General features: G+C 64.4%; 28 protein-coding genes. 11 read left to right on the forward strand and 17 right to left on the reverse strand.

The genetic code is table 11. The annotated features are described in order from the left end of the window. Nucleotides 1-47 precede the first annotated feature (47 nt). Complete coding sequence (locus ACVIW0_RS05815; protein ID WP_461351471.1) at nucleotides 48-491, reverse strand: hypothetical protein; 444 nt, start codon at nucleotides 489-491, stop codon at nucleotides 48-50. A gap of 465 nt (nucleotides 492-956) precedes the next feature. Continuing rightward, on the reverse strand, nucleotides 957-2,309 hold the full coding sequence (locus tag ACVIW0_RS05820; protein ID WP_461351472.1) for an esterase-like activity of phytase family protein: 1,353 nt from the start codon (nucleotides 2,307-2,309) through the stop codon (nucleotides 957-959). Nucleotides 2,310-2,474: 165 nt separating this feature from the next. Here ACVIW0_RS05820 and ACVIW0_RS05825 point away from each other — a divergent pair, with 165 nt between their 5' ends. Next, a complete protein-coding gene (locus ACVIW0_RS05825; protein WP_461351473.1) occupies nucleotides 2,475-2,810 on the forward strand; it encodes an antibiotic biosynthesis monooxygenase family protein in 336 nt (111 codons plus the stop codon). 23 nt (nucleotides 2,811-2,833) lie between these two features. On the opposite strand, the gene ACVIW0_RS05830 is transcribed toward ACVIW0_RS05825, so the two are convergent. From ACVIW0_RS05830 to ACVIW0_RS05845, 4 genes are all read right to left on the reverse strand, one after another. Next, the gene (locus ACVIW0_RS05830) at nucleotides 2,834-3,730 is read right to left on the reverse strand and encodes a carbohydrate ABC transporter permease (protein WP_461351474.1); all 897 of its coding nucleotides are present in this window, start codon (nucleotides 3,728-3,730) and stop codon (nucleotides 2,834-2,836) included. Next, entirely contained in the window at nucleotides 3,723-4,679 is a 957-nt protein-coding gene (locus tag ACVIW0_RS05835) for a carbohydrate ABC transporter permease (RefSeq protein WP_461351475.1), read from the reverse strand. The genes ACVIW0_RS05830 and ACVIW0_RS05835 overlap by 8 nt, the downstream gene beginning before the upstream one ends. Nucleotides 4,680-4,810: 131 nt before the next feature. Continuing rightward, nucleotides 4,811-6,157 carry an ABC transporter substrate-binding protein gene (locus tag ACVIW0_RS05840; protein ID WP_461351476.1) on the reverse strand — a complete coding sequence of 449 codons (1,347 nt, stop codon included), beginning with the start codon at nucleotides 6,155-6,157 and terminating at the stop codon, nucleotides 4,811-4,813. Nucleotides 6,158-6,290: 133 nt separating this feature from the next. Next, complete coding sequence (locus tag ACVIW0_RS05845; protein ID WP_461351477.1) at nucleotides 6,291-7,334, reverse strand: C-terminal binding protein; 1,044 nt, start codon at nucleotides 7,332-7,334, stop codon at nucleotides 6,291-6,293. Nucleotides 7,335-7,617: 283 nt separating this feature from the next. Here ACVIW0_RS05845 and ACVIW0_RS05850 point away from each other — a divergent pair, with 283 nt between their 5' ends. Together ACVIW0_RS05850 and ACVIW0_RS05855 are read left to right on the forward strand one after the other, a co-directional pair. Then, complete coding sequence (locus ACVIW0_RS05850; RefSeq protein WP_461351478.1) at nucleotides 7,618-9,303, forward strand: methyl-accepting chemotaxis protein; 1,686 nt, start codon at nucleotides 7,618-7,620, stop codon at nucleotides 9,301-9,303. A 151-nt stretch (nucleotides 9,304-9,454) separates the two neighbouring features. Then, nucleotides 9,455-10,291 carry an IS5 family transposase gene (locus ACVIW0_RS05855; RefSeq protein WP_461350771.1) on the forward strand — a complete coding sequence of 279 codons (837 nt, stop codon included), beginning with the start codon at nucleotides 9,455-9,457 and terminating at the stop codon, nucleotides 10,289-10,291. A gap of 366 nt (nucleotides 10,292-10,657) precedes the next feature. Here ACVIW0_RS05855 and ACVIW0_RS05860 read toward each other — a convergent pair whose 3' ends face one another. Continuing rightward, entirely contained in the window at nucleotides 10,658-11,041 is a 384-nt protein-coding gene (locus tag ACVIW0_RS05860; protein ID WP_461351479.1) for a nuclear transport factor 2 family protein, read from the reverse strand. Nucleotides 11,042-11,158: 117 nt separating this feature from the next. Here ACVIW0_RS05860 and ACVIW0_RS05865 point away from each other — a divergent pair, with 117 nt between their 5' ends. After that, nucleotides 11,159-12,115 carry a LysR family transcriptional regulator gene (locus ACVIW0_RS05865; RefSeq protein WP_461351480.1) on the forward strand — a complete coding sequence of 319 codons (957 nt, stop codon included), beginning with the start codon at nucleotides 11,159-11,161 and terminating at the stop codon, nucleotides 12,113-12,115. A gap of 250 nt (nucleotides 12,116-12,365) precedes the next feature. Here ACVIW0_RS05865 and ACVIW0_RS05870 read toward each other — a convergent pair whose 3' ends face one another. Continuing rightward, on the reverse strand, nucleotides 12,366-13,307 hold the full coding sequence (locus tag ACVIW0_RS05870; RefSeq protein WP_461351481.1) for a DMT family transporter: 942 nt from the start codon (nucleotides 13,305-13,307) through the stop codon (nucleotides 12,366-12,368). Nucleotides 13,308-13,543: 236 nt separating this feature from the next. Continuing rightward, the gene (locus ACVIW0_RS05875; RefSeq protein ID WP_461351482.1) at nucleotides 13,544-14,389 is read right to left on the reverse strand and encodes a metal-dependent phosphohydrolase; all 846 of its coding nucleotides are present in this window, start codon (nucleotides 14,387-14,389) and stop codon (nucleotides 13,544-13,546) included. A 117-nt stretch (nucleotides 14,390-14,506) separates the two neighbouring features. Here ACVIW0_RS05875 and ACVIW0_RS05880 point away from each other — a divergent pair, with 117 nt between their 5' ends. Next, the gene (locus ACVIW0_RS05880; RefSeq protein ID WP_461351483.1) at nucleotides 14,507-14,911 is read left to right on the forward strand and encodes a DUF1330 domain-containing protein; all 405 of its coding nucleotides are present in this window, start codon (nucleotides 14,507-14,509) and stop codon (nucleotides 14,909-14,911) included. 138 nt (nucleotides 14,912-15,049) lie between these two features. Here ACVIW0_RS05880 and ACVIW0_RS05885 read toward each other — a convergent pair whose 3' ends face one another. Next, the gene (locus ACVIW0_RS05885) at nucleotides 15,050-15,673 is read right to left on the reverse strand and encodes a TetR/AcrR family transcriptional regulator (RefSeq protein ID WP_461351484.1); all 624 of its coding nucleotides are present in this window, start codon (nucleotides 15,671-15,673) and stop codon (nucleotides 15,050-15,052) included. Nucleotides 15,674-15,748: 75 nt separating this feature from the next. Between ACVIW0_RS05885 and ACVIW0_RS05890 the strand changes: the two genes are divergently transcribed. Continuing rightward, a complete protein-coding gene (locus tag ACVIW0_RS05890; protein ID WP_461351485.1) occupies nucleotides 15,749-16,153 on the forward strand; it encodes a hypothetical protein in 405 nt (134 codons plus the stop codon). A gap of 237 nt (nucleotides 16,154-16,390) precedes the next feature. On the opposite strand, the gene ACVIW0_RS05895 is transcribed toward ACVIW0_RS05890, so the two are convergent. From ACVIW0_RS05895 to ACVIW0_RS05915, 5 genes are all read right to left on the reverse strand, one after another. Next, nucleotides 16,391-17,545, reverse strand: coding sequence for an alpha-hydroxy acid oxidase (locus tag ACVIW0_RS05895; protein WP_461357251.1), 1,155 nt, complete (start codon nucleotides 17,543-17,545; stop codon nucleotides 16,391-16,393). A gap of 213 nt (nucleotides 17,546-17,758) precedes the next feature. Next, nucleotides 17,759-18,565 (reverse strand): MlaD family protein, encoded by an 807-nt coding sequence (locus tag ACVIW0_RS05900; protein ID WP_461351486.1) that lies wholly within the window; start codon nucleotides 18,563-18,565, stop codon nucleotides 17,759-17,761. A 232-nt stretch (nucleotides 18,566-18,797) separates the two neighbouring features. Then, nucleotides 18,798-19,724: a DMT family transporter gene (locus tag ACVIW0_RS05905; RefSeq protein WP_461351487.1), complete on the reverse strand. Its 927-nt coding sequence runs from the start codon at nucleotides 19,722-19,724 to the stop codon at nucleotides 18,798-18,800. A gap of 178 nt (nucleotides 19,725-19,902) precedes the next feature. After that, nucleotides 19,903-20,289 (reverse strand): hypothetical protein, encoded by a 387-nt coding sequence (locus tag ACVIW0_RS05910; RefSeq protein ID WP_461351488.1) that lies wholly within the window; start codon nucleotides 20,287-20,289, stop codon nucleotides 19,903-19,905. A 358-nt stretch (nucleotides 20,290-20,647) separates the two neighbouring features. Further along, nucleotides 20,648-21,421, reverse strand: coding sequence for a LuxR family transcriptional regulator (locus ACVIW0_RS05915; RefSeq protein WP_461351489.1), 774 nt, complete (start codon nucleotides 21,419-21,421; stop codon nucleotides 20,648-20,650). Nucleotides 21,422-21,502: 81 nt separating this feature from the next. Here ACVIW0_RS05915 and ACVIW0_RS05920 point away from each other — a divergent pair, with 81 nt between their 5' ends. The 3 genes from ACVIW0_RS05920 to ACVIW0_RS05930 are packed head-to-tail and all read left to right on the forward strand — an operon-like array spanning nucleotide 21,503 to nucleotide 23,740. Further along, complete coding sequence (locus ACVIW0_RS05920) at nucleotides 21,503-22,159, forward strand: acyl-homoserine-lactone synthase (RefSeq protein ID WP_461351490.1); 657 nt, start codon at nucleotides 21,503-21,505, stop codon at nucleotides 22,157-22,159. Next, nucleotides 22,119-23,483 (forward strand): cytochrome P450, encoded by a 1,365-nt coding sequence (locus tag ACVIW0_RS05925; RefSeq protein WP_461351491.1) that lies wholly within the window; start codon nucleotides 22,119-22,121, stop codon nucleotides 23,481-23,483. The genes ACVIW0_RS05920 and ACVIW0_RS05925 overlap by 41 nt, the downstream gene beginning before the upstream one ends. Nucleotides 23,484-23,521: 38 nt before the next feature. Further along, on the forward strand, nucleotides 23,522-23,740 hold the full coding sequence (locus ACVIW0_RS05930) for a hypothetical protein (RefSeq protein WP_461351492.1): 219 nt from the start codon (nucleotides 23,522-23,524) through the stop codon (nucleotides 23,738-23,740). 115 nt (nucleotides 23,741-23,855) lie between these two features. Here ACVIW0_RS05930 and ACVIW0_RS05935 read toward each other — a convergent pair whose 3' ends face one another. After that, nucleotides 23,856-24,014, reverse strand: coding sequence for a hypothetical protein (locus ACVIW0_RS05935; RefSeq protein ID WP_461351493.1), 159 nt, complete (start codon nucleotides 24,012-24,014; stop codon nucleotides 23,856-23,858). A gap of 22 nt (nucleotides 24,015-24,036) precedes the next feature. On the opposite strand from ACVIW0_RS05935, the gene ACVIW0_RS05940 reads away from it, so the two are divergent. Together ACVIW0_RS05940 and ACVIW0_RS05945 are read left to right on the forward strand one after the other, a co-directional pair. Next, entirely contained in the window at nucleotides 24,037-24,216 is a 180-nt protein-coding gene (locus ACVIW0_RS05940) for a hypothetical protein (RefSeq protein ID WP_461351494.1), read from the forward strand. A 451-nt stretch (nucleotides 24,217-24,667) separates the two neighbouring features. Continuing rightward, nucleotides 24,668-24,886: a hypothetical protein gene (locus tag ACVIW0_RS05945; protein WP_461351495.1), complete on the forward strand. Its 219-nt coding sequence runs from the start codon at nucleotides 24,668-24,670 to the stop codon at nucleotides 24,884-24,886. A 21-nt stretch (nucleotides 24,887-24,907) separates the two neighbouring features. Here ACVIW0_RS05945 and ybaK read toward each other — a convergent pair whose 3' ends face one another. After that, entirely contained in the window at nucleotides 24,908-25,390 is a 483-nt protein-coding gene (ybaK, locus tag ACVIW0_RS05950; RefSeq protein ID WP_461351496.1) for a Cys-tRNA(Pro) deacylase, read from the reverse strand. Between the last annotated feature and the right edge of the window lie 221 nt (nucleotides 25,391-25,611).

The following is a 25,611-nucleotide window of genomic DNA, read 5'->3' on the forward strand; positions in this document are numbered from 1 at the left end:
AAAAGCCCGAGATCGGGCGTCGGGCGGAATGACGCGGTCGACGCCGGCTAGAAGCCGGCGTTCTCCTCCAGCCATTGCTGATTGTCCCAATGCGCGCGGCGGCCGAGGACATGGTCGCGGGCATCATCCATGAAGCGCACCTTGCTGGCGAGTGCGCCGAAGAAAGCCGCAAGCGCCACGATCCACGGCCATAGATGCATCAGCAGCGAGCCGGGGATCTGGTTGGCAAATCCCGCCTGCAGCGCGCCCGTTGCGAAATAGGCCAGTACGGCCCATGCAAGGGCCAGGATTGTCGCCACGACCTGATAGGTGTTCTGATGAAGCCGCACCAACCATCGCATCAGGCACAGATAGGCAAAGTAGACGATCACGCCGAGTATCAACGCAGTGCATGGCGGCGGCAGGCCCCAGCTCTGGTCCCAGGCCAGGTACGCAATGAAGCCCGCGGCGATCAGCGCCTCAACATAGGTTAGCGTGGATTTCTCGCTCATGCTTTGCCCCGAAGCGATTCAGTATAGGCGGAGGCTATCATCGTCTAGCGCGTTGCTAGAAGGGTAATTGTAGAACAACCGTTGGGAATGGGCGAAGCCAGACGGCGCATGCGCATGCTCGCAGGTGCGATACGACGTTTTGTGACGACCGGAGCGCAAAGCGAGGCGTCGTAGCTCTATCACCGTCACCCTGAGGAGGCCGCAAAGCGGCCGTCTCGAAGGGCGACGGCCGAGCTGTCTCTGCCCCGCGCATGGGGCCGTCCATCCTTCGAGACGCCGCTTCGCGGCTCCTCCAGGACAAAGGCGAAGCCTTTGCGCGGGGATGACGGGACTAGCCATCCACAAATTCACTGTCATGCTCCGCCCAGTACGCCGCGGCTTATCTATTGAACTCGAACGCCTCTGGAATACTGGGTCGCCCGGTTGAACCGGGCGACAACACCGTTATTTGTGGCGAGAACTGCATTACTTCGCCTTCAGGAAGTCGCCGACTTCCAGCAGCACGAACTCGTCGTCATCGGCCTTGTTCGGATCGCGGCTCGAGGAGAACGGCAGGTTGTTGTCGTTGCCGACGATGATGTGGGTGTCGTCGACCCGGTCGACGTTCTCGATGGTGAAGAACGGGAAGGTGTAGACGCTGTCATTCAGCGGCTTGCGCGCCTTCTTGTTCGGATCGCGGATCTTCAAGAGGTCGACATAGGCGATCTTGCGCACCGGCTTGCCGACATTGGCGTCGGACAGCTCGATCTTGTAGACGCGCTTGAACCTGGCGAGGTCGGGGAAACAGGTCTCGCCGCGCCGGCCCTGCGGGCAGGCCTTGTCGGCGGTGCCTTCGCCATTGTCGCGCTCGATCACCAGCCCCTGGGCCGGATCGATCATGTTGAAGTCGCCGATCGCATTGCCGTTCTGCTCGAATACATAGTGCCAATAGCGTCCAGTGAACTTCTCCGCCGCGACGTCGAATTCGAGGATGCGCGAGGCTTCCTTGCCGTCGACCTTCTCCCAGTCCTTCTTGTCGGCGTCCCACAGCGGTCCTTCGAGCAGGCCGTAGAGGAATTTGCCGTCCTTCGAGGAGGCAAAGCCTTCGTAGCCCTTGGAGCGGCGCAGATTGACGTTGTTGTAGGTGGCGCCGGGCGCGCCGGGCGACTGCACCGCCCAGTGATCGGGCGAGCGCACCGGCTTGCCGTCGGCGAGCGTCTCGAACACCGCGAGGATCTTGCCGGTCTTGTCGGCCTTCAGGATGTAGGGCCCGAACTCGTCGCCGATCCAGAACGTGTCGTTGATGATCTGAAAGCCCTCGGTGTCGAAGTCGGCGCCGGTCAAGTAGCGCTTGGCGGTGTCCTCATGCACGATGCGGAACGGCACCTTCCTGTCGGGATCGTGCAGGAACACGGTCTCCTGCCGCTCGATCGTGCCGCCGGCCCAATCCATCTTGTAGCGGTTGAGGTACAGCATCGAGTCCGCCGAGTTGTAGCGCGAGCCCATGCCGTTGTCGGTAATCACCCAGAACGAGCCGTCGGGCATCGCCTTGATGCCGGAGTGGCCCTGCAACGGCTGGCCCTTGAACGGCAGCGACACGCCGGTCGGCCGCTCGTAGGACTTGCCCATCACGGTGCCGATGGCGTCGACGCGCTTGCCGGTGGTGTATTTGCCCGAGGTCTTCAGATCATCAGGCGCATCGGCCGGCGCGTCGATGAAGCTCTCCGCCGGCGTTACCACATGTCCCGCCAGCGTTGCCGGGAATTCACCCTCGCTCTGCGCGAACGCCGAGGTGGCGAGCAGGAGCGAGGTGACGGAGCAGAGCAGGGACAAGCGCATGGTTGATCTCCCAAAGGATAAACGATGCGGTGTTCTCCGAGCCGCCTGTTACAGCCGGCTGACAGTTTTGTGAATGGTCGCAAAATGTCGCAGGATAGATCGTGCTATCGACGAGTTCAGCTGGCAGGATGCGAAGGCATCCGCTGCGTAGAGGAGAAGGCTTTGATGTTCATCGCAATGAACCGGTTTCAGGTCATCAAGGGCAAGGAAGAGGCGTTCGAGACGGTTTGGAACACGCGCGATTCCTATCTCGACGATGTCCCGGGCTTCATCGAGTTTCACCTGGTGAAGGGACCCGAGGCCGAGGACCACACGCTCTATGCAACTCATACCGTGTGGGCCAGCAAGTCGGCGTTCGAGGACTGGACTAGGTCGGATGCGTTCCGCCGCGCCCATGCGCGCGCCGGTAACGAGACCGGCGGCAGCCTTTATCTCGGACACCCAAAATTCGAAGGATTCCAGGTGCTGATCACTGAGCGGGCGAGGACCGCTGCGGTGTAACGTCGATCATCACCGGAATCCCGCTACTCCTTCACAGCCCCCGTCAGTGACGACACGTAGTAGTCGACGAATAGCGAATAGAACAGTGCGACCGGCAGCGAGCCGAGCAGCGAGCCCGCCATCAGCGCGCCCCATTGGTAGACGTCGCCGGTGACGAGCTCGGTCAGGATCGCGACCGGCACCGTCTTGTTGGCGCCGCTCTGGATGAAGGCGAGCGCGTAGATGAACTCGTTCCAGGACAGCGTGAAGGAGAAGATGCCGGCCGAGATCAGGCCGGGCACCGCGAGCGGCAGCGTGATCCGCCACAGGATCTGCAGCCGCGTCGCGCCGTCGACCAGCGCGCATTCCTCGAGCTCGTAGGGGATCGACTTGAAATAGCCGATCAACAGCCAGGTGCAGAACGGCACCAGGAAGGTCGGATAGACCAGGATCAGCGCGAGCGGCGAGTCGAACAGGCCGAACTGCACGATCACGGTGGCGAGCGGGATGAACAGGATCGACGGCGGCACCAGATAGGCAAGATAGATGCCGAGCCCGACATAGGGGCTGCCGCGGAAGCGCAGCCGCTCGATCGCGTAGGCGGCGAGCGTGGAAGCAAACAGCGACAGGAAGGTCGAGCCGATCGCCACCAGCATCGTGGTCTTCAGCCAGCGCGGATACGAGGTGTCGAACAACAGATGCTTGACATGCGCGAGCGTCGGCGAGGTGATCCAGAACGGATTGTGCTCCTTGTAGTTCAGGAGCTCGGCGTTCGGTTTGAACGAGGTGATCGCCATCCAATAGAACGGGAACAGCAGGATCAGGATGAAGCAGGCGAGCGGCAGATAGATCATCACCACGCGCCGGGCGCGGGAATCCCACGCCATCGTGTCGGGCGTGGCGCTGGCGGCGTTGGAGGATTGGGCTGCGACGTCAGTCATTGGCTTCTCCCTGCTGCCATTTGCGGCGGGCGAGGCCGAAGTAGCTGAACAATGTCGCGAACACCAGGAACGGGATCATCGAGACCGCGATCGCGGCACCTTCGCCGAGCTCGCCGCCGGCGATGCCGCGCTGGAACGCCAGCGTCGCGAGCAGGTGGGTCGAGTTGACCGGACCGCCGCGGGTGATGGCGTAGACCAGCTGGAAATCGGTGAAGGTGAAGATGATCGAGAACGTCATCACGATCGCGAGAATCGGCATCATCATCGGGAAGGTGATGTAGCGGAAGCGCTGCCAGGAGGTGGCGCCGTCGAGCATCGCCGCCTCGTAGAGCGAGGGCGAGATGGTTTGCAGGCCGGCCAGCAGCGAGATCGCGACGAACGGGATGCCGCGCCAGATATTGGCCGCGATCAGCGAGAACCGCGCCGGCCAGGGCGAGCCGAGGAAGTCGACATTGCTGTCACGCCAATGCAGCACGTCGACCAGCAGATAGGAGATGATCGAGAACTGCGGATCGTAGATCCACCAGAACGCCAGCGCCGACAGCACCGTCGGCACGATCCACGGCAGCAGCACGATCGCCCGGATCAGGCTCTTGAGCGGGAAATGGTTGTTGAGCAGCAGCGCCAGCCAGAAGCCGAGCGCGAACTTCCCGAAGGTCGCGACCGCAGTATAGAAGATCGAGTAGAACACCGCGTTCCACCACAGCGGATCCTTGAGCAGATACTGGAAGTTCTCCAGCCCGATATAGATGCCGCGCTGTCCGATCGTGGTATCGGTGAAGGCGAGCCAGATGCCAAGGCCCAGCGGATAGGTGAGGAACACCAAGAGCAGGCCGACCGCGGGCGCCAGGCACATCACGATCAGGAACGGCTTGTAGTCGAACAGGCGCGTGAGCCAGCCCGGCTGGTGCAGTGCTTGTCCTCGTGAGGGCAGTGTCGTGACAGACATCAGATCCTAGTCCCGGTCTGATTTTTTCAAAGGTCATTCCGGGATGGTGCGTCAGCACCAGACCCGGAATCTCGAGATTCCGGGTTCGATGCTGCGCATCGCCCCGGAATGACAGCGGCTTTGGACCGCCGTTACCGGCCCTGCCGCCGGAAGTACCGCTTGGCGCGCTGTTCGGCTTCCGCTGCGGCGGCCTCCGGCGTTGCCGCATCGGTCGCGACCGAGGCGCACATCTGCACCAGCACGTAGTCGGCATTGACGGCGCCGGTCGCGGTCGAGATCGGCCCCTTGTAGCCGTTGTAGTAGGGGCTCTTCATGGTGTCCTTGAAGATCGCGACCTTGGGATCGCCCGACCACACCGCAGCGTCGGCGTAAGCGGCGAGCGGCTGCGACCAGTAGCCGGAGTTGGCGTTGAGCCATGGTTCGTACTGCTCGTGCTCCAGCATGAACTGCAGGAACGCTTTCGCCGCATTGGGATACGGGCTGTGCTTGAACGCCATCGCGTTCAGCGTCAGGCCCGACATCGGCGCGACAGGTGCCAGCCCCTTGATCAGAAACTGATGCTCGGTGTCGTCAGCGATCGCCTTGGTCGCGGGATCGTTCTTCAGCGAGAAATACAACGAGACGCCGTTGGCGGTCAGGCCGATTTCCTGCGACGAGTAGGCGCGGTTGTTGGAGACGTCGTTCCAGGACGGCGTGCCGGCGATGAAGGTCGGATACAGCTCCTTCAGATATTTCAGCGCGGCGATCGTCTCCTTGCTGTTGATGATGATATTGCCTTCCTCGTCCAGCAGCGCGGCGTTGTGCGACCACAGCAGCCAGTTGGCGAAGCCGTTGCCGTCGCCGACGGCATTGCCGAGCGCAAATCCCGCCGGCTTGCCGGCCGCCTTCAGCTTCTTGCAGAGCTCGAGGAAGCCGGCGTGGTCCTCCGGCACCCTGTCGAAGCCGGCCGCATTGACCAGCGACTTGCGGTAGACCAGCGGGCCGCCCGAGGCGCCGAACGGCAGGCCGACCCAGCTCTTCGACTTCGAGCGCATGCCGTAGCGTTTTGCCAGCATGAGCCAGCCGCCGTAGCGCTTGTCGAGATAATCGGCGACGTCGGTCAGCTCGATCAGCTTGTCGATATAGATGTGCGGCGCATCGCCGAAGCCGATGATGATGTCGGGGCCGGCACCGGAGTTCGAGGTCACGGCGGTCTGCTGGTTGATGTCCTCCCAGCCGACGAAATCGACCTTGACCTCGACGCCGGTCTTGTCGGTGAAGCGCTTGGCGTTGGCGCGGAACACGTCCTCGTCGGCCTGCACGAAGCGCACCGGCCGCAGCATGCGCAGGCTCGCGCCCTTTTCGATCGGCAGCGATGGCGCCGCCACGTCGGCAGCCTTGACCTTCGACGCCTCCTGCGCCGCAGCGCCGGTGACGGCCAGTGCCGCTGCAGATGCCCCCAGCGCCAGCGCGTCGCGACGCGTGATCTCGTACTTCATGTCGTTCGCACTCCCTTTTTTCTTGTTCCTTCCCGGCGTTTGGCCGCCGGTGAAGGGTCTTGTGGTCTCGGTGCGCCCGCCGCGCGAAGGGCCCGCATGAGACGGGTCCTCGCGCGAAGAGCGTCGTCCCGCCTTAGCTGTTCGGACCGCGATCCATGCTGACGGGCTGCCAGCGGCGCAGCGCGGTGTTTTGCAGCACCGACGGGTTGACGCAGCTTACCGGCCACATGCCTTGCAGCACTAGTGACAATTCGTAGCCCACCCGGCGCTTGCGCGCCTCGTCAAAACGTGCCGATGCCGAGGCGACGTGGGCGGTCAAGGTAACATTGTCCATCCCGAGCAACGGATTGTTGTGCGACGGCGGCTCCTTTTCCAGCACGTCGAGCGCGGCATGGGCGATCCAGCCCTCCTGCAGCGCCTTGATCAGCGATTCCTCGTCGACGGTGGCGCCGCGGCCGGTGTTGATGAAGACGGCCGATTTTTTCATCTGGCGAAAATGCTTCTCGGTCAGCATGTGATGTACTTCGGGCCGCGCCGGGGCGTGCATCGAGACGAAATCCGACTGCGACAGCACTTCCGACAAGGTCGAGGGGATCACGCCGTGGTCGTACATCAGCGTTTCCTGGATGAAGGGATCATAGGCCATCATCCGCAGGCCGAACGGCGCGGCGCGCTTCGCCACCGCACGAGCGACCCGGCCGAACGAGATGAAGCCGAGCGTCTGGCCCATCAGCCGCGGAATCTTCAACAGCGCCGGGCGGCCCTCGGACCAGCGGCCGCTGCGCACCATCCTGTCCTGCTCGATCAGGCGGCGGAAGCCTGACAGCAGCAGCATCATGGCGTGGTCGGCGACTTCCTCAATGAAGGTGTCGGGGATGTTGGTGACGGGGATGCCTCGGGCGGTCGCGGCCTTGACGTCGACCGAGTCGACGCCGACGCTGCCGAGCGTGATCACCTTGCAGTTCTCCAGCGCATCGATCACAGCCTTGGTGATCGGCATGCCCTTGGCGTAGATCGCGTCCGCGGTGCGGGCGGCTGTGATGAAATCGGCCTCGTTGGCCGGCGCCTCGATGATCTCGGCGCCGATCGGATCGAGTGCCTCGCGCTCGTAATCATAGCCGCCGCCGGCAACCGTGAAGCTCGCGCCCTTCGGCGTCACCACCCTGAATTTCGACATTGTCTGCTCCCGATGTGAGGTCTTCTGTTCTTGCTTCTTGGTCTTGATGCTTGGTCTTCTTGATTCTTGTCTTCTTGGTCTTGCAGCGCGGCTTGTCGCGCCGCCTTCCCATACTTCTACGCGAGCTCTGCTGTTCTCTCCACAATTGCCGGTTGGTCCGCGGCCCGATTCTCCGGGCTTCTACGGGGAACCTGCGTAACCATCGAGTAAAGGGTCTCACATTACGGTGAATGGAATCAATCCGCCAATCGCGTCGCGTTCCCCGCCTCTTCTGGAGATCCCCGTGAAGCTGTCAAATCTGAAGATCACTCCCAAGCTCGGCATTCTGGTGGGCGTGGCGCTCCTTGGCCTCTGCACGGCCGGCATCCTGGCAATCAATCTGATGCAGCGTGAGATGACGAATGCGCGCATCGACCAGGCCAAGGCCATGGTCGAGATGGCCAAGAACATGGCGGCGAGCCTCAAGAAGGATGTCGACGCCGGAAAGATGACCAAGGAAGCGGCACTCGCCGAGTTAAGCAAGCGCGGCAACGCGATGACCTACGACAACGGCTCGGGCTATCTGTTCGGCACCGACTACAACGGCATCACGGTGCTGGCGCCCGATCCGAAACAGGTCGGCACCAACCGCATGGACGTCGTGACCAACGGCCGCAAGCTGTCGCAGGAACTGATGGACGGCGTGAAGGCCAAGGGCGATATCCTGCTGTTCTATGAATATGTGAAGCCCGGCCAGGAGACGCCGATCCGCAAGCTCGGCTACGCCGTCGCGGTCCCCGGTTTCGACATGTATCTCGGCACCGGCGCCTATCTCGACGATATCGACGCCAAGATGCGGCCGATCGCCTGGCTGCTGGGCCTTGCGATCATCGGCATCGGCATCATCTCGAGTTCGATCGCCTGGCTGATCGGGCGCAGCATTTCCCGGCCGCTGAACCTGCTCGGTGCCCGCATGCGCGACATCGCGGACGGCAAGCTTGATGGCGACATTCCCGGCGTCGGCCGTGGCGACGAGGTCGGCGGGATGGCGGCAACCGTCCAGGTCTTCAAGGACAATGCGATCCGTATCCGCGGCCTCGAGCAGGCCGAGGCCGAGACCCAGGCGCGCGCCGCGTCCGAGCGCCGCAGCGCGATGCAGAATCTTGCGAGCGATTTCGAGCGCAGCGTGAACGGCATCGTCCGGACGGTGGCCTCCGCCGCTGCCGGCATGCAGACCACGGCACAGTCGATGACCGCGACCGCCAGCGACGCCAGCGCGCGGGCCGCGACGGTGGGCGCAGCGTCCGACTCGGCCTCCAACAATGTCGGCACCGTTGCCGCGGCGGCGGAAGAGCTCTCCAGCTCGGTTGCGGAGATCTCCCGCCAAGTGGCGCGCTCCAGCGAGGTCGCGAGCCAGGCGGTGGCCGACGCCGAGCGCACCAATGCGACCGTGCAGGCGCTCTCCACCGGCGCCGAGAAGATCGGCGAGGTGGTCAAGCTGATCCATTCGATCGCCGCCCAGACCAACCTGCTCGCGCTCAACGCCACCATCGAGGCGGCGCGCGCCGGCGAATCCGGCCGCGGATTCGCGGTGGTGGCTTCCGAGGTGAAGGCGCTGGCCAACCAGACCGCGAAGGCGACCGAGGAAATCTCGGCGCAGGTCGCCGCGATGCAGGCTTCCACCGGCGAGGCGGTGACCTCGATCGGCGGCATCACCGCGACGATCGCACAGATGAGCGAGATCACGGCCTCGATCTCGACCGCGATCGACCAGCAGGGCGACGCGACGCGCGAGATCGCGCGCAACATTCAGCAGGTCGCGGCCGGCTCCAGCGAGATCTCCGCCCATATCGGCGGCGTCACGTCGGCGGCCGCCGCCACCGGCACCGCGGCCGGCGACGTGCTGTCGAACGCGCGCGAGCTCGACACCCAGTCCGGCATGCTGCGCAACGCGGTCGACGAGTTCCTGCAGAAGGTGCGGGCGGCGTAACGGATCGTATGTGCGCAGGGTGGGTTATGCCTTCGGCGAGCCTACCCTGCGATTTTCTGCTCCGTCATCCTGAGAGCCTGACTGAAAAATGGGTGAGTGATCTCAGTGGGTGTGATTCCATCGGATTTGCAAAGATTCGAGGGAGAGCACGATGCCCTGGACCAAGATCACTCGGGAGCAATATCGGCGGGACGATCTGCGTTATGCAAGCGATATGACCGATGCGGAGTGGGCGGTGATCAGACGCCTGTTGCCGCGAGCGAACCGGCGCGGCCGGCCGCGTAAGACGGAGCTGCGTCGTGTGATCGAAGCGATCCTCTATATCGTTTCGACCGGCTGCCAGTGGCGGGCGTTGCCGCAGGAGTTCCCGCCCTATTCGACGGTGCAGGGCTATTTTTATAGATGGCGGGATACAGGCCGGTGGCAGAGGATTGTCAGCGTGCTTGTCCGACGGGCGCGAAAAAAGCTTGGACGGACACCGAAGCCGACGGCAGCCGTGATCGACAGTCAAAGTGCGCCAACCACGCAAGCTGGCGGACCGCGCGGCTACGATGCAGGCAAGCGCATCTACGGCCGCAAGCGGCATATCGTGACGGATACCAATGGCCTCCTCCTTGGGGTTCATGTTCATCCGGCCAACGTTCAGGACTGCCATGGCGCCGTACCGCTGCTGAAGAACGTGCGGATGAACTTCCCCCGGCTGCGCCACGTCTTTGCCGACCGGATCTACCGCGGAAATCAACTCCTCGACGCGCTCTCAGACTGCGGTCCATGGACTATCGAGATCGTCGAGCGGCCTCACGGCGTCAAAGGCTTCCAGCTTCTGCCGAGGCGGTGGGTGGTTGAACGCACATTCGCTTGGTTCGGCAGATGCCGCCGTCTCGCCAAGGACTTCGAGGCGACGGTGGCAACCGAAGCTGCCTGGCTGCTGATTGCACACATCAGGCTCCTGACCCGCAGAATCGCGGCTGCAGCTAAGGTTGGGTGATTTATGAGTCAGACTCTGAGGAGCCGCGAAGCGGCGTCTCGAAGGATGCACGGCCCGGCTGGTGGCCGTCGATCCTTCGAGACGCCGCTACGCGCTCCTCAGGATGACGGAGTTGGCAGGCTTGCAAGCCGAGCAGAGTGGACGGGTGCCGTTCCTCCGTAGCCGACGCAGTCACTGCTTGTCGACCCCCGGCGTCGGCGATCAGCTTTTCCCACAATACGAGCTGCTCGGGGCGCGCTGCCAAAAACAGCGAAAACAACCCCATGCAAAGGAGCCGGTGACGGCCGGCTACGACCGGCCGACTTGACACGTCGGGCAAATCAGTATCATAATTCTAATATTCCGAAATATTGGCTGCGGAGGGCGTTACGATCCCTCCGGGAACACCTGCGCGATGTGAAACGCCTTGGTGGTGATGAGCCACCTGCCGTCGATCCGGTGAAACACCAGATGGTCGATGAAGCCGGTCTGGCCGGCCCTGACCCGCACCTTGGCGATGGCCAGATCGGGCGCGGTCTGGTCGATGCTGATGATCGCCTCCTCGCGCGGCGATTGCATCGACGCCGGCGAGGGACGGCTGCGGATGAAGTCGCGGAATTCCGCGGCCGAGCGCACGGTGTGCTTGCCGTCCCGGATGCCGTGCACGATGGATGCATCGGCGAACACGTCGCGGAACCGGCTGTCGTCGACGTCATACATCAGGTCGAAATATCCATCGATCGCGGCCGCGATGGCCTGGATGTCGCTCATTGCAAGATCTCCTCGGGCGAGATGTGGCGGTGGCCGCATCTGCGCCGACAGTGGCCGATATGGTGGCGGAGTGCTACGACTGGGCGGTCATCTCTTGGATGACTGAGAGGCATCGGCATGGACGAAGTTGACGGTCGGCTGGTTGGCGGCCTGGTGGTGCTCGCGGCGCTGGCGGATGCGCGCAGCTTCGGCCGCGCCGCCGAACGGCTCGGCATGACGCAATCCGGGGTGAGCAAGGCGATCGCCAAGCTCGAGGCGCGCCTCGATGCCAGGCTGGTTCACCGCACGAGCCGCGCCGTCGAGCTCACCGAGGAGGGACGCGCGCTGGTCGAGCGGGTGGCCGCGCATCTCGCCGGGATCGGCGAGGCGGCGGCGGAAACCTCGAAATCGCGCGATGCGGTGCGCGGCAGGCTGCGGGTCAATGTCGACCCGCTGTTCCCCCGCATGGTGCTGTCGCCGAAGCTGAGCGAGTTCCTGCTGCAGAATCCGGGCATGGAGCTGCGGATCGAGACCCGCGACCGGATCGCGGACCTGGTCAGCGACGGTTTCGATCTGGCGGTGCGTTTCGGCGAGCCGGCGCCGTCGGCGCTGATTGCGCGGCGCGTGCTCGATGCGCGCGTGCTCACCGTGGCCTCGCCGATCTATCTCGAGCGACACGGCCGGCCGCGCGATCCGCGGGAGCTGGCGAGCCGCGACCATCAGTGCATCCATGCCATCGACGCGGCGACCGGGCGTCCGTTCGATTGGGAGTTCAGGCGCGGCGCCGAGGTCGTGCCGGTCGCAGTCAACGGGCGGCTCACCGTGACCGATTCAGGAACCAAGCTCGGCGCTTGCCTCGCCGGCTTCGGCATCGCCCAGGTCATCGATATCGGGCTCGACGATCATCTGAAGAGCGGCGCGCTGATCGAGCTGTTTCCGGACTGGCCCGACGAGCGGTTTCCGCTCTACGTCTATTACGCGTCGCGCAGCCACGTGCCGGCCAAGGTGCGGCGGTTTATCGACTTCATCACGGAAACGCTAGCGGCAAGGCCTCATTCGCCACGCAAATCCGCCGGCCTGCGCAAGGTAGGTTAGAGCGGGATGAGTTTTGGTTGTATCGGCTCAGCGCGGCCTCGGTTCACCTCTCCCCGCCGGGGAGAGGTCGGATTGCGGCTGGCGATGCGAAGCATCGTCCAGAGCAAGCCGGGTGAGGGCTCTTGCTCCCTCGATAGACCGTGATCCCTCACCCGATTTGCTGCGCAAATCGACCTCTCCCAAGGGAGACGTGAACTTTCGACGTCGCTCCAGCTCAACCTGATCTCATCAGCCATATCCTCGGCGCCAGCTAGCCCTTTGCCGATCCTTGCCGCGAGGCGATGATGACGCCGGCGAGCACCAGCGCGTAGCCGATCAGGTGGAACGGGGCCAGCGTCTCGCCGAGCAGCAGGATCGCCATCGCCGAGCCGAACACCGGCACCAGATGGAAGAACGGCGCGGCGCGGTTCGGGCCGATCAGCGCAACGCCGCGGTTGAAGAACAGATAGGCCAGCGTCGACGGGAAGATCAGCACGTAGCCCAGCGTGGCAAAGGTCAGAATGTCGAGCTTCAGCGTCACGCCATTGGCGAATTCCCAGACGGCCACCGGCAGCAGCATCAGCGCGCCGCAGCAGGTGGTGAACGAGATCAGCGAGAGCTGATGGATCTTCGGCCGTCGCGGGATCAGCGCCGAATAGAGCCCGAACGACACCAGCGAGGCGCCGAACATGATGTCGCCGCGGTTGAAAGAGATGCGGGCGAGCGCCGCGAAGTCGCCGCGCAGGATGATGGTCAGCACGCCGGCCAGCGAGATCGCGATGCCGGCCAGCTGCGCCGGCGTCAGCCGCACGCCAAACAGGATCAGCGACCACAGCGCCACGAACAGCGGTCCCGCCGACTGGATCAACAGCGCGTTCAGCGCCTCGGTGTACTGCATCGCCCAGTAGGAGATCGCGTTGTTGAAGGCGAACCCGACCGCGGACAACAGCAGCATCAGCGGCAGCGCCCCGCGCAGCTTCGGCCAGTCCTGCTTCAGATGCGGCCAGGCGAACGGCAACAGGATCAGGAACACGCCGAACCAGCGGATCGTGGTCAGCGTGACCGGCGGCACATGGCTGCCGACATGCCGCGCCAGCACGATGTTGGCGGCCCAGAACAGCGACGTCAGGCTGAGCAGCAGATAGGGCTGGCTGTTGAGCCAGTGCAGCGGGGAGCGATGCGGGGTGGTTGCGGGTGCGGGCAAGGCAGTCATTATTCGGTGGATGTTGTGCCCGAATCTGCTGCGGCGACAAGACGAAAGTGCGGATTGGAGCCATGCGTGGCCGAACTCGACAGCACTCGCGGCAGCAAGAGAACTGGATTCCGTCATCCTGAGGAGCGCGTAGCGCGTCTCGAAGGATGCACGGCCCGGCTGGTGGCCGTCGACCCTTCGAGACGGCCGCGATGCGGCCTCCTCAGGGTGACGGTGACGCGGCTTGCGAGATGAGCCTACTTCTGCGGCCCCGACAGCGAGATGTCGCGCTCGGCGCGAAATACGTTGCTGTACAGATTGGCGATCCATTGCCGTCCGCTGGAGGTGATGTTGAGGTGGCGGATCGCCTTCTGCACATGCGGCGCGACGCTGTCCCAGTAGAAGCGCGGATAGCGGTCGACGAGATCGGCCGGCGAATCGTAGCCGAGCTGGCGGTTCAGTCCGGCCTCCTCGAATTCGAGGTACAGCGCGTTGGCCTTGCGGATGTAATGGGGATCGCCGAGCTGGCCGATCAAATCGGCGGCCCGCAGCAGGGTCGCCTCTTCGCCGAAATCCTCATCGTCGTCAGGAGCGGTGAGCGGAAAGCGGGTGCCCTCGATGGCGCGCGCGATGCGCTCCTTGTCGAGTAGAGCGACGCCCTTGAGCCGCTCCATCACAAAGATCTTGGAGCGGTCGACGTGACAGGACATCAGTCCTGCATCCGACGAGCCGCGCGGCAGGATCACCTTGCGGCCATCGGCATCGACCAAATAGCCGTTCTGGTCGTCGGCATCGAACAGCCCGCGCACATAGCCGATGTCATGGGTGAGGCAGGCGATGATGACATGCGCATAATCCTCGGCGCTCATATGCGAATGCAGCGCGCGGCCGCGCAGGATGTCGTGGCCGGCCAGCGTCACCAGCATGGTGTGCTCGACATTGTGATAGAGCGCATCGCTGTTGCCGATGCATTCGAGCGCGATCCGCGCGATCGAGGGCACCATCTCCACCAGCTCGGTCTGCGACGAGCCGAACCGGCGCTGCATGTATTCGCCGAGGAATTTGCCGAGCGCGTCGGCCGCAAGTTCGGGAAGGGTCATCACGGCATTGACCTCCGAGATCAGGTGGTGAGCTTACGGCCTGCCGGCATTTCAGGGTAGTCCCGCGATGTGACATAATGTTTGCTGCCGGGCAGATACGACCTTCGGGCGGAGCGGGTGATGGGCGTCGATCTCTTGAACGTCAAAGGCTTGAGCGAGCTGGACCGGGAGGCTCCGGTCGTGATGGTCAACCTGATGCGGTTTCGCGTACGGTCGCTCGATGGCGACGGTTCCGGCTGGGACGCCTATCTGCGCTACAGCGCGCTCACCGTGCCGATGATCAAGGCGCGCGGCGGCACGCTGCTGTGGACCGGCAATGCCGAGACGGTCGCGCTCGGCAAGCCGGCCGGCCAGCGCTGGGACTATCTCGCTTTGGTCTTCTATCCAAGCGTCGCCGCCTTCATCGACATGATGACCTCGGCCGACTACGAGAACCGCTGCGACCCGCATCGCCGCAATGGCTGCGAAGAACACGTCATCATCGCGACCCGCGAGGCCTACAGCAAGTTCAAGGTGGGCGCGTAGAGACGCGCCTCCTCTTGACTGCCCCCGCGTCTGCAAACCCATCTCCGTCATCCTGAGGAGGCCGCAACGCGGCCGTCTCGAAGGGTCGACGGCCCCACTGTGGCCGATTCATCCTTCGAGACGCCGCTTCGCCGCTCCTCAGGATGACGGGTTTGAGAGCGTGAGCGGCGCCAACGCTGCTTGGCAGGCCGCCTGCACCAGGCGGCAGACCTCGTCCTTCGATCGCCCGGCGCTGAGCGAAGCGAAGGTCGGGTAACTCGTCAGCGCGAAGATCAGGTCGACGGCGTCCTTGCGGGCCTGCGGCGAGGCGCCTTTGTCCGCGATGCGCTCGATCAGTGCGGTGACGCCGCGGCGGCGGCGCTCGTTGCGCTCGCGGATCGCCTCGGCGAATTCGGGATCGGTCGCCATCGCGTCGTGCAGGCGTCCGACCGCGGAATCCCGGCTCCAGAAGCCGCAGAAGATCTCGACCATGCGGTCGAGCGCGGCCCGCGGATCGGCCATCGTCATGGCATCGGCCAGCTGATGCAGCCCGCCGTGACGCGCGATCTCATCGAACACCGCTTCCAGCAGCCCGCGCCGCGAGCCGAACTGGTTATAGACGGTCAGCCGGGTCACGCCGGCCGCCTTCGCCACCGTATCCAGCGAGAAGCGCGCGATGCTCTCGCCTTCGCGCAACCTGCGCGAGGCCGCCTCGATCACGCGCTCGCGCGTCTCGGCGGCGGCGGCGCTGCGCGCCGGGCTCACATAGCTGCGCGGCGGCATCGGCTTGCCTTGCTTTCGTCAGATTGACTATACATTATGTATATCTAATTTCCAATGCGCATTTGGAGCGAGATCATGCAGACCGTCCTCATCATAGCGCTGTCCCTTCACGTCCTGTCATCGGTGTTTTGGGCCGGCTCCAGCTTCACGTTGGCGCGCACCGGCGCCCTTGGCGGCGAAAAGCTGCTGTTTCCGCAGATCGGCGCGGCCACGGTTGCGATCGTCACCGGCGCCACGCTGTGGCGCCTGGTTCACGAAGGCTCGTTCGCGCTGTCGGAACGGATCCTGGCCGGCGGCGCGATCGCGGCACTTGCCGCGATCGCCGTGCAGATCATCGTCGGCGGCGGCGCCGTCCGGCAGTTGCGCAGCGATGCGGGTGATACCTCAGCCGCACGCTCGCGATTGGCGATCGCGCAGCGCATCGCGGCCGGGCTGCTGGCGATCGCCGCGCTCTGCATGGGCGCGGCGCGTTATGCGTGAACCTGGAGCGCGATGAGATTGGGCTAAATCGGCCTGGCGCGGTTTCGGTTCACCTCTCCCCGTTGGGGAGAGGTCGGATTGCGCCTGGCGATGCGAAGCATCGTCCAGTGCAATCCGGGTGAGGGTTCTTGCTCTCTCGATGGGCCGTAACCTCTCACCGATTTGCTGCGCAAATCGACCTCTCCCAAGGGAGAGGTGGAGTTTCGACGCCGCTCCAGCTCGACCCAATCTCATGCTCTAGAACTTCCGCACCAGGTCCGGGGTGATCTCTTTCAGGCTGCGGATGCCGAGCAGCGCGAGGTCGCGGTCGATCTCGGCATGCAAGAGCGAGATCGCGCGCGACACGCCGGCCTCGCCCGCGGTTACGGCGGCGTAGAGGAACGGGCGGCCGACCCAGACGAAGTCCGCGCCGAGTGCCAGCGCCTTGATCACGTCGGTGCCGCGGCGGATGCCGCCGTCGACCATCACGGTCATGTCGCCCTTCTGCGCGGCGATCTCCGGCAGCGTGCGCAGTGCGGAGACGGTGTAGTCGAGCTGCCGGCCGCCATGGTTGGAGACCATCACGCCGTCGCAGCCATGCTCGCGCGCCAGCCGCGCGTCTGCCGGCGAGATCAGCCCCTTGACCACGAGCTTGCCGCGCCAGCGCTTGCGGATCAGCGCGACATGCTTCCAGGCCAGCTGGTCGCGGCTGCCGATGTTGCGCATCAAATTCTTCGACAGCACCGGCGGGCCTTGCTTGGCGTCCATGTTCTCGAAATGCGGCATGCCGTGGTTGAACACGGTGCGCGCCCAGGTGTTGAGCAGCCAGTCCGGATGGGTGATGGTGTCCCAGAACACCCGCGGCGTGATTTCGAGCGGCACCTGGAAGCCGTTGCGGATGTTGTTCTCGCGGTTGGGCGGGACCGGCACGTCGGCGGTGACGACGAAAGTGTCGTAGCCGGCGGCCGCGACCCGATCGACCAGCGGCTCGATCCGCTCGGGGAGGCCGGCGAGATAGGCCTGGTACCAGGCCTGCGGGTTTGCGGCACGGACGTCCTCAAGCCGGATCAGCGAGGAGGCCGAGAGGATCATCGGGATATTGGCGGCAGCGGCGGCGCGCGCCAGCACAATGTCGCCGCGATAGGCGCACAGCGCGGAGGAGCCCATCGGCGGAATCCCGAACGGCGAGGCGTAGCTCTTGCCGAACAGCGTCGTGGTCTGGTCGCGGCCGGAGACGTCGTTGAGCACCCGCGGCACGAAGCCGTATTCGTCGAACGCCCTGCGATTGTCTGACCGCGCCGTGTCGGTCTCGGCGCCGCCGGAAATGTAGCCGTAGAGGAATTTCGGCAGCAGCCGCCGCGCCTGCGGCTCGAAATCGTCGAGCGTGAGATAGCGCCGCAAATGCCGGGGCACGGCGGGCGGGGCGCGATTGACGGTTGCGGGAGGCGGGGAAAGGGCTGCGGTCCGGTCGTGCACGTCTAGCGTTTTCCGTTGTTCTTGGTTCTTGACGCAGGCAGTCTAGAGCACGAACCGGACAAGTGCGAAGCGGTTTTGCCTCGCGGCAAGCGCGGAACGCGTTGCGCGGAGATCATGGTTCAACACAGGGCTGAAGCGCGCTGACGTGCCCTAGCGTCTGGCGGGCCCGGCAATTTTAGCGTTGAACGCGTTGACGGATTGGCTGACGTCGCTGAGCGTCTTGCGCGTCTCGGCGATCATGGCGCCGGATTTCTTGTCGAAACTCTGGATCAGCTCGCGCAGCGAGATCACGGTCGGCAACAGCTCGCCGCCATATTTGTCGCTGCCGAAGCTCTTCAGGAACTTGTCGGCCGAGGTCATCTTGGCGTCGACCGCGCTGATGCCGTCGTCGGCGGCGTCGATGAAGCCGGCGATCAGCTCGCCATTGCCCGACAGCGAGTTGGTGAAGGTCTCGAGGCCGAGCAGCGAGTCCTTGATGTCGGCCTCGTTCTCGGTGATGACGCGGTCGACATTGCGCAGCGCGACCCGCAGCTTCTCCTGGATCCCCATGGTGCCATCGGCGTCGGCGGTCAGCTCCGGAATGCCGTCGGCGCCGAGCGCCGGCGGTGGAGCCTCGTCGGTGCCGCCGGTGAAGGAGATCGAGGCGATCCCGGTGAGGCCCTGGAATTCGAGGCCGGCCTGGGTGTCCTTCTTGATCGGAGCGTTGCCCTCGATTCGCGTCATCGCCACCACGCGGTGCCGGTCGAGCCGGATCGAAACCACCTCGCCGATCCGCACGCCTGCGAAGTTGACGCTGGCGCCGCGGCGCAGGCCCGACGCCGAGCCCTCGAACACGACGCGGAACGGCACCATCCGCTTGATGCCGGCATAGCGCTGATAGCCGAGCCAGCCACCGAGCGAGCCGGCGACAAGGGCCAGCGTCAGGGTGCCGATCACGAGATTGCTGGCGCGCGCCATGCGTAAAACCTGTCCGCGAAGAAGGCCTCAAGACATAGCGGATTTGCCGCCGATAGTCACCGCGCCCGTGCTTGCCTCTCCCCGCGTGCGGGGAGAGGCCGGAACGCATGCAGCGCAGCGGAATGCGTTTCGGGTGAGGGGGAGTCTCCGCGCATTCATCTCTTGCCGTCTCTGCGGAGCGAGCCCCTCACCCCAACCCTCTCCCCGTAAGAACGGGGCGAGGGAGCGGAAGCTACGCGCTCTGCTTCCGCGAGGCCGCGAACACGCCGGCCAGGACCAGCGCGAAGCCGATGAAATGGAAGGCTTGCGGATTCTCGCCGATGAATACGATCGACATGACCGTGCCGAACACCGGAACCATGTGGAAGAACGGCGCGGCGCGGTTGGCGCCGATCAGCTGCACACCGCGGTTGAAGCAGAGATAGGCCAACGTCGAGGGGAACACCGCGACATAGAACAGCGACAGCAGGTTATTGATTGTGAGCTGCATCACCGGCCGCGCGTCGAGTTCCCAGACGAAGAACGGGATCAGGACCAGCGCGCCGCAACCGAAGGTGAAGGCGGCGACCGACAGGCTGTGGATGTTGGGCCGTTTCAAGGTCAGCACCGAATACAACGCGAAGATCACCAGCGCGACGATGAAGATCAAATCGCCCTTGTTGAACTCGATCTTCGACAGCGTCGTGAGATCGCCATGCAGCAGAATCACCAGCACGCCGGCGAGCGACAGCAGCACGCCGAACAGCTGCGCCAGCGTCAGCCGCGCGCCGAGCAGGATCAACGACCACAGCGCGACCAGGAGCGGCAGCGCGGATTGGAACAGCAGCGTGTTGAGCGCCTGGGTGTGCTCGAGCGCCCAGTATTGCAACGTGTTGAAGGCGCTGATGCCGGTGACCGACAGCAGCATCATGATGCCGAGATTCCTGCGGATCGTGGGCCAGTCGCGCACCAGGTGTTTCCAGGCGAACGGCAGGATGATCAGGAACGCCGCCGTCCAGCGCAGGAACGACAGCGTCACCGGCGGGATGTGGCCGGCGGCGAGCCGGCCGACGATCGCATTGCCGGCCCAGCACATCGCGGTGATGCAGAGCAGCAGATACGGCTGGTTGGCGATCCAGGAGCCGGAGGCAGGCGTTGCGGTGGAATCGGAGGCAGACATTCGATGAGGCCCGGGTTCACGACGCCGCGGCCCGCCCGGCTGATGGCGCCGGGCCGGAATGGATCTCCCCGGCCCCTGTCACAGACACCGATTCCGCCATTCCATCAATGGAGATGGACGCATCGCGACCATGCGAGAACGCCCCTTAAGGAGAGCCTGCCGGCGTTTTGCCCGCTCCCTACCCAGACTTCGGCGACGTGGTCTGGCGCTTGACGATCTGCTCGGCGAGCTCGATCAGGATCCGCCTGGTGTCGGGGTCCTGCACCTCGCGGAACACCCGCAGCATGCGCAGTTCGAGCAGGGATTGCAGCGATTCCGCTGCCTGGCCGCCGTGGCTCTGCGCGGTCGCGGCGGGCCGGCGATTGAGCATGTCGGCGGCGATCCCGAGCATCTCGGCGACGGTCGCCAGACGTCCGGTATCGACTTTCACCGCGCCGTCGACGCCGTTCTTTTGCAGCGAGGCGCCCGCGCACAGGATCGCGGCGAGATCTGCCTGCGACAGACCGATCGCGCGCCAACGCGCCTGCACCAGTTGATCGATCTGGTCGTCCTGCGATGTGCTCATGGTGCGCTCAGGTGATCTCCAGCTATGTCCGTGGGCGGCGATTCCCAGAGATAGATTGGTAGCAAATGGAACTGCGGTTCGTCGTGACGGGACTTCTACGGATTACCGGGATCGACGACTGGCCTCGCCGCGACCGGCGGCATACAGCTCGATCCGCGCCTCCACGTCGGCCGGGCTGTCGCGCGGGGCGGGCGGTGTCGTCCGCGCCCATGGTCTGAGACGCGCGCCTTCGCGTCATCCGGCTTTCGCCTTATCGGCCTGGGCTTATTACCAAGACCGGGCCCGAATGCAACCTTTGAGGGATACTTGAAAAGAACCCAATCCTGATGTGTGACCTTGCCACATAGCGCGGCGCCGCTCACAGGTCGATGATCCCGAGCGCGATACTCTTTGCCACCCCATGCGTCTTGTTGGAGGCCTCGAGCTTGCGCAGCGCCTGTTTGATGAAGCCTTCCACCGTCTCCGGCGAGATGCCGAGGATCTGCGCGGTGTCGGCCACGGTCTTGCCGCGCGCGGCCCAGGCGATCACTTCCTTTTCGCGTCCGGTGAGCTTGATGGTCTCGGCCGCGTCGGCCGGCTTCAGGATGGTCGGCGCGTTGCGCTGGTCGCGGTTGACGATGTCCATCGCCCGCTGCACCCAGTAGATCATCAAGAGATGCAGCTCGTGACGATGGCAGATGAACAGCTTGTCGAACTCGCGCTGCTCGTCTTCCCAGAAGAACACCGTCGAGCTCGAATGCACGGCGCCGAGCCGGTCGCGATAGTGGAACGGCACCACGAAGCCGTCCTTGAATCCGAATTCGCGGGCGGCATCCATCGTCTTGGCCTCGGGCGCGCGCTTGTGCCCGCTTCGCTCCGGCAGCTTCAGGCTGCTCCAGCTGAACGGCGTGTTGGTGCGTCGCGACCGCGCCAGCGCCGGATCGGCGTGGACGAACTCATTTTGCACATACGCGCGCTTCCAGGCGTCGGGAAATGTGCCGACATGGTAGGGCAGATCGAGATCAGGCCGGCCGGCATCGACAAAGGCGAAGCCCGAGAAGCCGTAATTCTGGACAATACGGTGCAGGGACGAGCTGAGCTCGTCGATGGTGTCTGACGCCTCGATGGTCGAAATCGCGTCTACCAGGCCCATTGCCGAAAACCCCCGGTTTCCGGGGGTATCACAGTTGAGCCCTTTTGTCCCAGATGTTCCCGCATTTGGAGGAAGGGACAAATGCTTTATTCATTGAACGGTTTTCACGCACTCATTACCAGGGAAGAACTTGATCCAGCCCATGTTGAGGCGATGATGCGGCTGCGCAAGCGGCTGTTCGTCGACCATTGCGGCTGGCTTTTGACCACGACCGGGGATCTCGAACGCGATCAGTTCGACTGCTGGTATACGGAGCACTGCCTGCTGTTCTCCGGGGTCGAGCTCGTCGGCGGCTTCCGGGCGATCCGAACCGATTATCCCTATCTCACCAGGTCGGTGTTCCCGCAGCTTGCGGTGCTGCGCTTTCCGAGCAGCCGCGAGGTGTGGGAGATCAGCCGTTTCGGCGTGCTGTCGAACGTCGCGCGGCCGCAGGCGGCACGGGTCAATTACGCGCTGATGTTCCGCTTCGCCGAGCTGCGCGGAGCGAAGGCGCTGGTGGCGCTGGCCGACCTTTCCTACGAGCGTTTCCTCACCCGCATGGACATCCGCACCCGCCGCTACGGCCCGCCGCAGGTGATCGGCAGCGATCGCAGGGGCCGCCCGCTGACGGCGCTCGCCGGAGAAATCCCGCTTGGTCCCGCCGACAATCCCGGCCTGACCCAATTCCTCGACCTTGGACGGCAATTGGAGATCCACGATGCCACACATGTTCTCGGACGTTCGAGCGTTCCAGCGTGATCCGCTGCGCCTGTTGCTGACGCGCGGCAACGAGGCCGCGCTCGGGCTGGTGCCGTTGCGGCTCGGTCCTGCGCCTGTCTTTCTGGTGAACGATCCCGGCCTGCTGCGCCCGATCCTCAAGGCGCCGGAGACCGACATCGGCAAGGGCAAGCTGATCAAGAAGCTGACGCCGGTGCTCGGCCGCAGCTCGCTGATGCTGAGCGGCGAGGAGCACAAGCGGCGGCGGGCCGTGCTGCAGAAGCATATGGCCAAGGGCAGCGTCGAGAAATTCCTGCCGCACATATGCGCCGAGATCCGCGCGGTCGGCGCCAGCCTGGCGCGGCTCGGCTCGTTCGATCCGCACCATGTCACCGCGATGCTGGCGCTGCGCACGATCTGCGTCGCGATCTTCGGCTCCCAGGTGATGTCGTCGGGTGACGAGGAGGCCCTGGTCCAGGCGGTCGGCACCATCGAGGACGATCTGGCGGAGGAGATGTTCCGCGCCTTGCCGTTCGGTCCGCTGGCCTGGTACCGGCGTCGCCAGAACCGGGTCTGCGCCAAGCTCGCGATGTCGACGGTGGTGCAGCGGCTGCGGCGCAAGGCGGGCTCGAGCAGCGCGCTGCGCGATCTCGAGGCGCTCGGCCTGACCGATCGCGATCTCGAGGACGAGATCCTGACCTTGCTGCTGGCCGGCCATCACACCACGGGCTCGACGGCGGCGTGGATGTTCTACCAGATGGCCGCCAATCCCGCTTTGATGGACGAGATCGCCGACGAGGCGGCGGAATGCCTTGGCGACGACGGCGAGCTGCGGCTCGACGCGGTGAAGCACGCCAATCTGAGCGCGACGCTGGTCAAGGAGGTCTGCCGGCTCTATCCCAGCGCCTGGTGGTTCTCGCGCGAGGTGATGCAGCCGGTGACGATCGGCGGATGCGACCTCAAGGTCGGCACCTCGCTGTTGATCTGCCCCTGGCAATTGCAGCGCGATCCCAGGCATTTCGAGGAGCCGGACCGCTTCCTGATGACGCGGCGCTACAACACCGACGCCTTCATCCCGTTCGGCGCCGGCCCGCGCGCCTGCGCCGGCATGGGCGTTGCGATGCTCGAGCTGCAATTGCTCGCGCTCGAGATCGCCGCCGCCTATCGCTTCACCGCCGTCACGCCGAATCCGGCGCCGTGGCCGAAAGCCTCGGTGACGCTGATTCCGCCGCCGATGAAGATCGACATCGAAGTTCGCGAGGTGCCGTCGCGCGTCCCGCATCTCGGTGAGGAAGCGGAGCATCTGCCTTACGTTCCACCGGTCGCCGCGGCATCCATCAGCACACTACAATCGGTATCCCCATGACAACTCAGATTACGACGGCCAGCATCGGGCAAAGGGCCATGGATCAAGTGCAAGTGCGCAGTCTGCGCGACGTCATCGCGGTCTTGGTCGAGCAACGCAGCATCGTGACGGCGGCCGGCGCAGGCTTTGCCGCACATCTGCTCGACCTCGCGATCATGCAGCTCAGGCTCAACGTCAACGATATTTCGGCAGAGGAATTGACCGGCCTGTCCGACTTCGTCGGCGCGGAGTTTTTCCGCGACAAATCCTCGCACTGATCGCGATCATCGGACCTCGGGTCAGTCCTGCGTCGCCACCAGCGCCTTCATCGAGGCGCCGGCGGCGAGCGCGGCGTCGTTCGGATCGATCTCGATCTGCAGGCCGCGCTGGCCGCTATTGACGAATACGGTGACGTGGGTGAGCGCGTGTCTTCAGCATCCGGCTCGGCTCGACGCCGAGCGCCTCGGCCGCCTGCAGGCCGATGCTCGCGGCGCTGGAATCGTAGACATAGGTGTGGAGCTTGAAGGCAATGCCCAGCTTGCGCAGTGCCATCGTCGCTGGTGTCGAATTGGGCATGGACCCTGAACTGGATCCGGCCCATGTCGAGGCGAATGATGCGCCTGCGCAAGCGGCTGTTCGATTGCCGAAACTGAATTTCTTTGCCTGCTGGCTTTTCCCGGCGAGGGATTGCCTGGCGCAATTGCGGCTTTGGCCCGCGATATTCCGGGTCATAACGAAAGCTGATCAGCCCTGATCCATAAAGACGATTTCCATGTTCGCGAGCCGGTCATGATGATGTCTCTCAGCACCAGAGAGATTTGGCATGGCCAGGGGGCACCTCAAGTGGGCTGATCGAAGCGAGACCGGCAGCGATCGCAGGGGCCGCCCGCTGACGGCGCTCGCCGGAGAAATCCCCCTTGGTCCCGCCGACAATCCCGGTCTGACCAAATTCCTCGACCTTGGGGGCAACTGGAGATCCACGACGCCACACATGTTCTCGGACGTTCGAGCGTTCCAACGTGATCCGCTGCGCCTGTTGCTGACGCGCGGCAACGAGGCCGAGCTCGGGCTGGTGCCGCTGCGGCTCGGTCCCGCACCGGTGTTCCTGGTGAACGATCACCGGTCGCCGCGGCGTCCATCAGCACACTACAATCGGTATCCCCATGACAACACAGATAACGACGGCCAGCATCGGGCAAAGGGCCATGGATCAAGTGCAAGTGCGCAGTCTGCGCGACGTCATCGCGGTCTTGGTCGAGCAACGCAGCATCGTGATGGCGGCCGGCGCAGGCTTTGCCGCACATCTGCTCGACCTCGCGATCATGCAGCTCAGGCTCAACGTCAATGACATTTCGGCAGAGGAATTGACCGGCCTGTCCGACTTCGTCGGCGCGGAGTTTTTCCGCGACAAGTCCTCACACTGATCGCGATCATCGGACTTCGGGTCAGTCCTGCGTCGCCACCAGCGCCTTCATCGAGGCGCCGGCGGCAAGTGCTGCGTCGTTCGGATCGATCTCGATCTGCAGGCCGCGCTGGCCGCCATTGACGAACACGGTGACGTGGGTGAGCGCGGTCTCGTCGATCGCGGTCGGCACCTTCTTTTTCTGGCCGAACGGGCTGATGCCGCCGACATGGTAGCCGGTCAGCCGCTCGGCATCGGCCGGGCGCATCATCCTGGCCGACTTGCCGCCAAGCGCCGCGGCAAGCTTCTTCATGCTGACCTCGCAGTCGGACGGCACCACGGCGCAGACCGGCTTGCCGTCGACCTCCGCCATCAGCGTCTTCAGCATCCGGTTCGGCTCGACGCCGAGCGCCTCGGCCGCCTGCAGGCCGATGCTCGCGGCGCTGGAATCGTAGACATAGGTGTGGAGCTTGAAGGCAATGCCCAGCTTGCGCAGTGCCATCGTCGCTGGTGTCGAATTGGGCATGGACCCTGCCGGTTGATCAGGCTGGATGATCGCCGCAATGGGCCCGGCGATCAATCGGCCCTAGGGTCAGCCTCGGGCCCCGCCAACATTAAATTGCCGCCAGCCCGGTTCCGTCAGGCGCGGCGTGGAATTTTCAGGGGATATCAAAGGGTTGTAGCTCGCCTAAAAGGCGTAAACGACCCCCTTCTTGCTTGCGCAGCCGAGCCGCTTCCGTTATCCGG

The sequence above is a fragment of the Bradyrhizobium sp. USDA 4454 genome (genome assembly GCF_054822705.1).